The sequence below is a fragment of the Novosphingobium sp. UBA6272 genome (assembly GCF_002440635.1).
Classification (GTDB): Bacteria; Pseudomonadota; Alphaproteobacteria; order Sphingomonadales; family Sphingomonadaceae; genus Novosphingobium.
Map to the genome: position 1 here is coordinate 100,487 of NZ_DJUW01000006.1, position 9,694 is coordinate 110,180.

Annotated in this window: 11 protein-coding genes; 10 read left to right on the forward strand and 1 reads right to left on the reverse strand. The window is 64.7% G+C overall.

Annotation, left to right across the window (positions count from 1 at the left end; translation table 11 throughout):
• Positions 1-60: 60 nt before the first annotated feature.
• The 8 genes from B2V17_RS04810 (at position 61) to B2V17_RS04845 (ending at position 5,033) form a co-directional block, all read left to right on the forward strand.
• Positions 61-681, forward strand: coding sequence for a pyridoxamine 5'-phosphate oxidase family protein (locus tag B2V17_RS04810; protein ID WP_292995761.1), 621 nt, complete (start codon positions 61-63; stop codon positions 679-681).
• Between the two features lie 10 nt (positions 682-691).
• Positions 692-1,102 carry a VOC family protein gene (locus B2V17_RS04815; RefSeq protein WP_292995763.1) on the forward strand — a complete coding sequence of 137 codons (411 nt, stop codon included), beginning with the start codon at positions 692-694 and terminating at the stop codon, positions 1,100-1,102.
• Between the two features lie 8 nt (positions 1,103-1,110).
• The gene (locus B2V17_RS04820) at positions 1,111-1,578 is read left to right on the forward strand and encodes a nuclear transport factor 2 family protein (RefSeq protein WP_292995765.1); all 468 of its coding nucleotides are present in this window, start codon (positions 1,111-1,113) and stop codon (positions 1,576-1,578) included.
• Positions 1,579-1,618: 40 nt separating this feature from the next.
• Positions 1,619-2,065, forward strand: a complete 447-nt coding sequence (locus B2V17_RS04825; protein ID WP_292995767.1) for a hotdog fold thioesterase — start codon at positions 1,619-1,621, stop codon at positions 2,063-2,065.
• 2 nt (positions 2,066-2,067) lie between these two features.
• Positions 2,068-2,784 carry an SDR family NAD(P)-dependent oxidoreductase gene (locus tag B2V17_RS04830; protein WP_292995769.1) on the forward strand — a complete coding sequence of 239 codons (717 nt, stop codon included), beginning with the start codon at positions 2,068-2,070 and terminating at the stop codon, positions 2,782-2,784.
• Positions 2,784-3,383 carry a 2-hydroxychromene-2-carboxylate isomerase gene (locus B2V17_RS04835; RefSeq protein WP_292995771.1) on the forward strand — a complete coding sequence of 200 codons (600 nt, stop codon included), beginning with the start codon at positions 2,784-2,786 and terminating at the stop codon, positions 3,381-3,383. Before B2V17_RS04830 ends, B2V17_RS04835 begins: the two co-directional genes overlap by 1 nt.
• Positions 3,384-3,466: 83 nt before the next feature.
• Entirely contained in the window at positions 3,467-4,255 is a 789-nt protein-coding gene (locus B2V17_RS04840) for an SDR family NAD(P)-dependent oxidoreductase (RefSeq protein WP_292995773.1), read from the forward strand.
• Positions 4,256-4,259: 4 nt separating this feature from the next.
• Positions 4,260-5,033 (forward strand): enoyl-CoA hydratase, encoded by a 774-nt coding sequence (locus tag B2V17_RS04845; protein WP_292995775.1) that lies wholly within the window; start codon positions 4,260-4,262, stop codon positions 5,031-5,033.
• Positions 5,034-5,297: 264 nt separating this feature from the next.
• Here B2V17_RS04845 and B2V17_RS04850 read toward each other — a convergent pair whose 3' ends face one another.
• Complete coding sequence (locus tag B2V17_RS04850; RefSeq protein ID WP_292995777.1) at positions 5,298-6,095, reverse strand: enoyl-CoA hydratase/isomerase family protein; 798 nt, start codon at positions 6,093-6,095, stop codon at positions 5,298-5,300.
• A 248-nt stretch (positions 6,096-6,343) separates the two neighbouring features.
• Here B2V17_RS04850 and B2V17_RS04855 point away from each other — a divergent pair, with 248 nt between their 5' ends.
• Together B2V17_RS04855 and B2V17_RS04860 are read left to right on the forward strand one after the other, a co-directional pair.
• Complete coding sequence (locus tag B2V17_RS04855) at positions 6,344-7,042, forward strand: hypothetical protein (RefSeq protein ID WP_292995779.1); 699 nt, start codon at positions 6,344-6,346, stop codon at positions 7,040-7,042.
• 125 nt (positions 7,043-7,167) lie between these two features.
• The coding region (locus B2V17_RS04860) for an RHS repeat-associated core domain-containing protein (protein ID WP_292995781.1) at positions 7,168-9,694 on the forward strand (2,527 nt) is incomplete at its 3' end.

The following is a 9,694-nucleotide window of genomic DNA, read 5'->3' on the forward strand; positions in this document are numbered from 1 at the left end:
GCGGTTCGCCTCACCCCCGCCCCCCCTGCGGACCGCGCCACCATTCACAAGGAAGATGCGATGGCCCGCAACTATGTCCACACGCTGTTCAGCGATGCCGCCCGCGCGGCGCAGGCTGCTGACGGTTCGCGCGAAGCCTATGCCCGGATGGAAGACGGGGCAGACGGCTTGCCCGATCTGCTGACCGCCAAGGAAGGCGAATTCATCGCCGCGCGCGACAGCTTCTACCTCGCCTCGGTGACGCCGGACGGCTGGCCCTATGTCCAGCACCGCGGCGGACCGGCCGGGTTCCTCAAGCTGCTGGAGGGCAACCGGCTGGGCTTTGCCGACTATCGCGGCAACCGCCAGCACGTTACCACCACCAACTTCGCCGCCGAGCCGCGCTGTTCGCTGTTCCTGATGGACTATCCCAACCGCCGCCGCCTCAAGATCCTGGGCCATGCCCGAATCGAAACCGCCGATGGCGAACCCGAACTGCTCAGCCGCCTGATGCCCGAAGGTTACCGCGCGCTGCCCGAGCGGGCCTACCTGATCGATATGATCGGGTTCGACTGGAACTGCCCGCAACATATCACCCCGCGCTTCACCGAGGCCGAAATGGCAGCGGCCCTGCAACCCATGAACGATGAACTTACCCGCCTGCGGGCCGAGCTGGCCTGGTTGCGCGGCGACCAACCCTGAAAGGAATAGGATGACCGAGCCGCTCACCACCGGCGCCCATCACGTCGGCCTTGCCGTGCCCGACCTTGATCAGGCCGCCGCGTTCTTCTGCGATGCGCTCGGCTTCTCGGTGGTCGGCGAAGTGCCGGCCTATCCCGCCCGGTTCGTTTCCGATGGCAGCGTGCTGCTGACCTTGTGGCAAGTCGAGGATCCGGCTTCATGCAGCCCGTTCGATCGGCGCCGCAACGTCGGCCTCCACCACCTGGCGCTGGGGGTGCGCGATGCCGAGGGTTTGGAGCAAGTCCACCAGCGCATTGCAGACTGGCCCGGCGTCAGCATAGAGTTCGGCCCAGGACCAATGCGCCCCGGCTCGGCCGTCCATCACCTCATCGCCGCGATTCCGGGCGGGATCCGGGTCGAATTCGCCATGCCCTTTGTGTGAGAACCCGAATGACCGACCGACCATCCCTGCCGCCCTTCACGGCCGAAACTGCTGCAATCAAGGTCCGCGCTGCCGAAGACGCCTGGAATGGCCGCGATCCTGCCAAGGTCGCACTGGCCTATACCGAGGACAGCCGCTGGCGGAACCGTAACGAATTCCTGACAGGCCGGGCCGAGATCGAAGCCTTTCTGACCCGCAAATGGCAGCGCGAACACGATTACCGCCTGATCAAGGAGCTCTGGGCCTTCACCGAAAACCGCATCGCGGTGCGGTTTGCCTATGAATGGCACGACGATAGCGGGCAGTGGTGGCGCTCTTATGGCAACGAGAATTGGGAGTTCGCGGAAAGCGGCCATATGGCGCTGCGATTTGCCAGCATCAACGATCTGGAGATCACCCAAGACGAACGCTTGTTCCACTGGCCGCAGGGTCGCCGCCCAGACGATCGTCCGGGATTGAGCGGGCTGGGGCTTTAGGCGGGTTTACAGCCTGCCTTGCCTGGGCCAGACAGTTGCAATGAGCAACGCATCTATCTGGTGGGGCGGCACGCGGCCGCCTCTGGAACCGATGACCGCGCTGGGCGAGAATGCCTTGCCTGGCCATCTCGGCATCGAATTCGTCGATTGCGGCGATGACTGGATCCGCGCGCGGATGCCGGTCGATCAGCGCACCCAGCAGCCGTTCAAGCGGCTCCACGGCGGTGCCTCGGTGGCGCTCGCCGAAACGATCGGCTCGGTCGCGGCCAGTTGGTGCGTGGACCGGGAAAAGTTTGTCGCGGTCGGGATGGAGATCAACGCCAACCACATCCGCCCGGCTTACGCGGGCTGGGTCTATGCCACCGCCCGGCCCGAGGCGCTGGGCCGGACCACCCAGGTCTGGACGATCCGGATCGAGGATGAGGTTGGCAAGCTGGTCTGCATCTCACGCTTCACCGTCGCGGTGATCCCGGCAGAAAGGAAATGACCATGGCGCAGCAATCGGTCGCGGTAATTGGCGCAGGCGACTTCATTGGCGCGGCGATCGTCCGCAAATTCGCGGCGCAGGGCTTTGCCGTCCACGCGGGTCGCCGCAACGGCGAAAAGCTGGCACCGCTGCTGGGCGGCGGGGTCACCGGGCGCAGCCTGGATGCGCGCGAACCGGAGGATGTCACCGCCTTCCTGGCCGAGGCTGAAGCCATTGCCCCGCTGGCGCTGGTCGTTTTCAACGTTGGTGCCAACGTGCAATTCCCGCTCACCGAAACCACGGACCGGGTGTTCCGCAAGGTCTGGGAAATGGCCTGCTTTGCCGGGTTCGTCTCGGTGCGCGAGGCGGCGCGGCTGATGCTGCCGCGTGGGAACGGCAAGATCTTCGTCACCGGAGCCACCGCCGGCCTGCGCGGCAATCCCGGCTATGCCGCCTTCGCCGCCGCCAAGGCCGGGCTGCGCGCCACCGCCGAAAGCGCCGCGCGCGAGCTGTGGCCGCAGGGGATCCACGTCGCGCACCTGGTGATCGACGCCGGGGTCGATACCGCATGGGTCCGCCAGCGCGTCACTGAGCGGATCGGGGCCGAGGCGCTCGCCGCCAATCCGGACCTGCTGATGCCGCCCGAAGCGGTGGCCGATGCCTATTGGACACTTTACAATCAGCCCAAGAGCGCCTGGACTTTCGAACATGAAATCCGCCCGTACGGGGAGACATGGTGATGACGGAAATCGAATTTCTCTATGATTTCGGCGGACCCAATTCGTGGTTCGTCCACCGCGCGATCCCGGCGATCGAGGCCCAGGGGCAGGTCCGCTTCCGCTATGTCCCGGTGCTGCTCGGCGGGATCTTCAAGGCGACCGGCAACCAGCCGCCGCTGATGTCCTATGGCCATGTCGCACCCAAGATGGCTTACGACCGGCTCGAGATGGAGCGGTTCTCGGCCCGCCACGGCATCACCGGGTTCCAGTTCAACCCGCATTTCCCGGTCAATACCCTGCTGGCGATGCGCGGTGCGGTCGCGGCTGATAGGCTGGGCTGCGGCCCGGCCTATCGCGAGGCGATGTACACCGCACTGTGGCAGGACGGGCTGAAGCTTGACGATCCCGCCGTCTGGGCCGGCGTGATCAGTGCCGCCGGGCTCGATGCCGCGGCGCTGGGTGCGCTGGTCGAGGATCCGGAGGTCAAGGGCGAGCTGGTCGCCAGCACCGAACGCGCTGTTGCCCGCGGAGCCTTCGGGGTGCCGACCTTCTTCCTCGGCGACGAGATGTGGTTCGGCAAGGACCGCCTGCGCGACGTGGTCGAGGCGGCCACCGGCTGAACCTTGCCAAGCAGGCCTGCTCCATGCATGGTGCGGTTTAATCGAACGGTTAAATTGCAAACCTGCCCATGGGAGAGCCTGCGATGAGCGAATACCCCCTGCCCAATGCCTCGACCGACCTGACCGGCCGCGTCGCCCTTGTCACCGGTGCCTCCTCCGGGCTCGGCGCGCGCTTCGCCGAAGTGCTGGCCAGCCAGGGCGCGGCGGTGGTGCTGGCCGCGCGGCGGATCGACCGGCTTGAAGCGCTGGCAGGCAAGATCAAGGCCGCCGGAGGCAAGGCGCTGGCCGTGCAGATGGACGCCACCGATGCCGACAGCATCATCGCCGCGGTTGCTGCGGGCGAGGCGACGTTTGGCACGGTCGACATCCTGATCAACAATGCCGGGATGCCGGACGCCCAGCGCGCCCACAAGATGAGCATCGAACTGATCGACCAGGTGCTGGGCGTAAATTTGCGCGGCCCGTGGATCCTCGCCTGCGAAGTGGCGCGGCGGCTGATCGCGGCGGGAAAGCCGGGGCGGATCGTCAACATCAGCTCCGTCGCGCACTTCCGCTATGACGGCGGCGGCGCTGCGCTCTACGCCGTGACCAAGACCGCGATCGCCCGGATGACCGAGGCGCTGGCGGTCGAATGGGCGCATTACAATATCAACGTCAACGCGATCGCGCCGGGGATGTTCGTTTCCGAGATGACCGACGGTATGTTCGAACGGATGGGCGGAAATCCCGCGCCGCACTTGCCGCGCAAGCGCGTGCCGGTGCCCGAACAGATGGATTCGACCCTGCTCTACCTCGTCGCCCCCAGCAGCGAATGCGTGACCGGGGCGACGATCCGGATCGACGACGGGCAAAGCGCGCGGGTACGGATGTAAGGCCATGCTGGTAACAGTCGTACGCGATGGCCCGGTAGCCGTCGTCACCATGAACCGGCCCGAGGCGATGAACGCGCTTTCATCCGCGCTGCGGGCCGAACTGGCCGCCGCGATGGAAGCTCTCGACGCGGACGACAGCGTCCACGCGGTGGTGCTGACGGGGGCGGGGACCCGGGCCTTTACCGCCGGGCTCGACCTCAAGGAGCTGGGCCAGCAGGGCCTAGGCGCGGCCAATGCCGAGAGCCCGGCAGCCAATCCGGTCAAGGCGATCGAGCAATGCCGCAAGCCGGTGATCGGCGCGATCAACGGCGTGGCGATCACCGGCGGATTCGAAGTGGCACTGGCCTGCGACGTGCTGATCGCATCCGAAAACGCCCGCTTCGCCGATACTCACGCGCGGGTCGGGATCATGCCGGGCTGGGGGCTCAGCCAGAAGCTCAGCCGGATGATCGGGATTGCCCGCGCCAAGGAACTGTCGCTCAGCGGCAATTTCCTCGACGCCCAGACCGCTTGCGCCTGGGGACTGGTCAATCTGGTTGTCGCAGCCGAAGAATTGCTGCCTGCGGCCAAGAAGCTCGCCGCGGATATCGCCAGCGCCGACCCGGCCATGGTCCAGGCCTACAAGGCGCTGATCGATCAGGGCTACGCACTACCCTTCGGTGAGGCGATGGCACACGAGCATCGCACCTCTTCCGCCCGCAATGCGCAGGTGAAGAGCGGTGAGGTCGAAGAACGGCGCAAGGCGGTGATGGAACGCGGGCGCAGCCAGGCGGGCTGATCGGTCGTTCAGTTTGGTCGCACGGTTGGGATTGATTGGGTTCACGCAGAGGCGCAGAGAAGAAAGCAGAGGCGCAGAGAGGAAGCTTTTGCGGCAAAGCCGCTTTCGATTCCGAGGGTTCCGTCAACGACAGGGTCTCGACCGAGCGCGCCTTCGGCGCCTTGCGCTACCCCTCTGCGCCTCTGCTTTCTTCTCTGCGCCTCTGCGTGAACCATTGGAAGCTTTGGTCCCACCCCGACGCTTCAGATCCTAAGCGCAAACTGGTCAGCGATCCTGCCAATCCGGCGCGCGCTTCTCGAAGAACGCCGCCTTGGCTTCGGCGAAGTCGCCGGCCTGGCCCAGCATTACCTGCTGGCGGTCTTCCAGCGCGAAGGCGTGCTCCATGCTGCCGGCATCGATGTTGAGGTTGAGCGCATCCTTGGTCAGCCGCAGCCCCATCGGGCTGGTCAGCAGCATTTCCCCGGCCAGGCCCAGCGCCTTGTCCAGCAGTTCCTCATGCGGGACGATCTCGCTGATCAGGCCGCAAGCCAAGGCCTTTTCGGCGCTCATGAACTTGCCGGTCAGCAGGTATTCGCTCGCCACCGACGATCCGACCAGTCGCGGGAGGAAATAACTCGCCCCCATGTCGCAGCCGCCGAGGCCGATCCTGATATAGGCGGCGTTCATCCTGAGGTCCGGCGCGCCATAGCGCACGTCGCTGGCCAGCAGCAGCGAGAACCCGCCGCCGCAGGCCGGCCCTTGCGCACAGGCGATCACCGGCTGCGGGCACTTGCGCATCGCCTGCATCACCGCCGCGATCATCCGCTGGGTCCGCCATGACTGGCTGACCGCGCTGGCATCGGGCCGCGGAGCCCAGCCGGTCAGGTCGAGCCCGGCGCAGAACGCCCGTCCCTCGGCCCTCAGCACCACCACCCGAACAGCCGTCCGCTCGCGCAGCCCGGTAAAATAATCGAGCAGCGCCTGGATCAGCGGCTCGTTCATGGTGTTGAGCTTGTCCGGCCGATTAAGGCTGACGACCTCGATTGCGCCGCGGTTTTCGATGCTGATTGGCTGGTCGGTCAAGAGAAAACGCCTTCCGCTGCTGGGGTGCAAAGATTGGCCGCAAGCGCGGGTCAAGGCAAGCTCTAGCGCTTGTGCGGAGCGGGAGTTCTTGCGGGACGGCGCGCTTCAGCAGGTCCAGCAAATGCTTCTGGCTCGCGGCGGCGGGGCGGCGGCTGGCGGTGGCTCATCCAGGGTCGAGGCGGCGCGACTTGGATCGTGCAACTCGAACAGCGCCGCCGCGATTTGCGGTGCGCCGAAAAGGAGGGCAATTGTCCCTTTGGCTCTTGCAAATTCAAGCACAGCAGGCGCTGGCTCAAATAGACTACACTTCCCTGCGGGATTGTGGGAGACAAAATTGCATGGACATACTTCTCCAAGAACGCGCTCGGCACGGGCTTCGCGTCATCAAGCGACCCGAGTCAATTCCTGCTGCCTTGCTTATTTACTTCGCTGGCGAAGCGTTAGGCAAAGTGGTCCTTGAGGGCACAGCGATCCCGGCTGCATTTATTCAAATGTGGACGAATCTATCTAATTTTCTGGGCAGTCCCTTGGGGCTGCTTCTGCTCGCATTTCTAGGACCATGGACGCTTTTGCTCGGCATTAACAAAGTAATGGCTGCGGACAGAGCTGACGCAGCCGCTGCCCTAACCGAAACACAAAGGATCGCCGCTGAAATGGCACAGAGAGAGGCGGATATTAAGAATATTGTTGAGCGCTGTGAGGCTGCTGCGAGGAGAAGTGAGAGCATCATTGGCGGAACCGCCGAATCTACTCGAGCATCGCTGAGCGCCACAAATGCTGCGTCCAATCAAACAAGAAGCATCGTTGAAGAAAATGCAATGGTTCTGAGTGGTGAAATGAGAATTCTATCAGGAAAAATCCCAGATCTGGCAGGGGAAATAAAAGAACTAAAGAGCGGAAATCATAAAAGATCTCGCTTATCCCCTACGCGCACGACTGAGATCTAGTTTATAAGCTCGGTATCCTCCTTAGGAAGGTCGATAGAAGGGCTGTCGCCCCTTGTTGAGCCTGCTCGAAGCGTTTTACCGCACAAACGTAGATCATACGATTGTCCTGCCATACAAACGCCAAAGTGGCCTTGCCACCATCGGCCGCCGCAAGCGCCACGCTGACGTCGCAGACCGACCCGCTGCTGCGCCAGACAACCTTCAGCTACGACAGCCAGCGCCGCACCACTGCGGTGACCGAGGCCGCCGGCACCCCCGCCGCGCGGACCACGACCCTTGGCTATGATCCGCTGCTCAACCTGCCCGTGACGATCACCCGTCAGGGATTGACCGAAAGCCGCAGCTATTCGGCCGGCAAGCTGGCCAGCCTGACGCTGACCGACACCACCGCAATCACGGTTCCCTATCCCACCGGCGGGCGCACGCGGACCTGGAGCTACGATTGGTTGCCGACCGGCCAGTTGCTCGCGGTCGACGGCCCACTGCCCGGCCCTGCCGACCGCGAGGTTATGACCTACGATGGCGCCGGCCAAGTTCAGACCCACGCCAATCCGCTCGGCCAAGTCACCCAGGTGCTGGCCCGCAACGCGATGGGCAAGCCGCTGACGGTCCGCGACCCCAATGGCGTCGACACGGTGCTGACCTATGATGCGCTGGGCCGCCCATTGACCGTCACGGTCGATCCCGGACCCGGTCAATCGCAATATGCCATGGCCTATGACCCGGCGGGGAATCTGACCCGCCTGACCATGCCGACCGGCGGCTGGCTGGACTACAGCTATGACGGGGCAAACCGGGTCACGCAGATCACCAATGATCGCGGCGAATACGTCCTGTTTCAGCTTAACGCGGCGGGTCAGCCGGTGCTCGATTCAACCCATTCCGCCGATGGCACGGTCCAGCGCCAGACGGCCCGGGTATTCGATGAATTGGGCCGCTTGCTGCGCAGTGTCGGCGCTGGCGGGCAAACCTGGCAGATCGGCTATGACAAGGTTGGCAATCCGGTCTCCGGCACCGATGCCCGCGGCAAGTCGGCCACAACCACCTTTGACCGGTTCGACCGACCGGTCACCTCCACCAATGAAGAGAATGAAACCGAAAACTTTGCCTACACGACCTTCGATGCCGACCTGACCGAATTCCGCGATGGCCGCAATCTGGCGACCGCAACAGTGGTCGATGGCTTCGGCCAGACCGTGCAGGAAACCAGTCCCGATCGCGGTCAGATCCGCTACTGGTATGATGAGGCCGGGCGGACCGTCCAGACCATCGATGCCAGGGGCGTGACAACCGCCTTCGCTTACGATGCCGCCGATCGGCTGCTCTCCGAAGTATCAACCGGACCGGGCCTGGCATCGCAGACCCTTAGCTACTCGTGGGATTCCACAGCCGGTGGGAACCGCGGCATTGGCCGCCTTACCGGGGTCAGCGATCCATCGGGCGCAGAGGCGTTGGTCTATGATGCCCAGGGCCGGGTGGTGCAACGGTCGAAGACGATCGGACCGCGTGCCTATTCATTTTCCTATGCTTACAATGCCAACGGCCAGGTAACCGCCATTACCTATCCGTCGGGCCATATCGTCAAATATGTCCGCGCCGCAGATGGGCGTGTAACCAAAGTCCGGGCGTTGGCCTATGCTGGCGGGCCGACCATCCAACTCGCCGGGGCAATTGCCTACAAGCCATTCGGTCCGCTATCCGGCTGGCTGCAAGGCAATGGGCTGACCCTGACCCGCAGCCATGATGGCAACTATTGGCTAACCGGGATAGAACTCAGCGGCGGGGCGGGTCCGCTGCTCGGTATGACCTTGTCGCGCGATGCCAATGGGCGGGTCACTGCCGTGGCCGACACCGCCGCCCCGCAGCGCGCCGCGAGTTACAGCTATACCGATGCAGGCCGGCTTGACAGCGCCAGCGGGCCGTGGGGCAGCGACGATTACACCTGGGATGCCAATTCGAACCGGATTCGGGTTGACCGGGTCGTGGGCGGCATCAGCGCGAGCGATGTGGCCACGCTGGCACCGGGGACCAATCGCCTCGCCGAAGTGCGTGATGCCGCAGGCGTTCTGGCGCGCAGCTACAGCTACGATCCGGCCGGCGGAACGACCGAAATCACCCGCCCCGGTTTCGCTTCGATCGGCTACAGCTATGACGCGCGCGGACGGCTGACGGCGGTAAGCGCGGGCGGCGCGGTAGTTGCATCCTATGCCTATGACTGGCGCGAACAGCGCGTCGCTTCCTCCTCGCAAGCTGGCGGCGACCGGCACTATCTCTACGGCGACGACGGCGAATTGCTGGCCGAATACGATGCCGCCAGTGGCGCGCTGGTGCGCGAATTCGTCTGGCTCGATGCCATGCCGCTGGCCATGATCAGCGGGCCCCTGGCCAGCCCCACCTACACCTGGATTACCACCGGCCACCTGGGTGAGCCGCTGCTGCTGACCGACGCTGCGGGCGCGGTGGTCTCATCGGTAACCCGCGATCCCTGGGGCAACAGGGTGCTGCTGGCCGGCGGCGATCCGCTCGATCTCGGCTATCCCGGCCAGTGGCGCGACGGCGCCAGCGGCCTATTCCAAAACCACCACCGCGACTACGACCCGATGACCGGCCGCTACATCGAAGCCGACCCCCTCGGCCTCGGCGGCGGCAGCA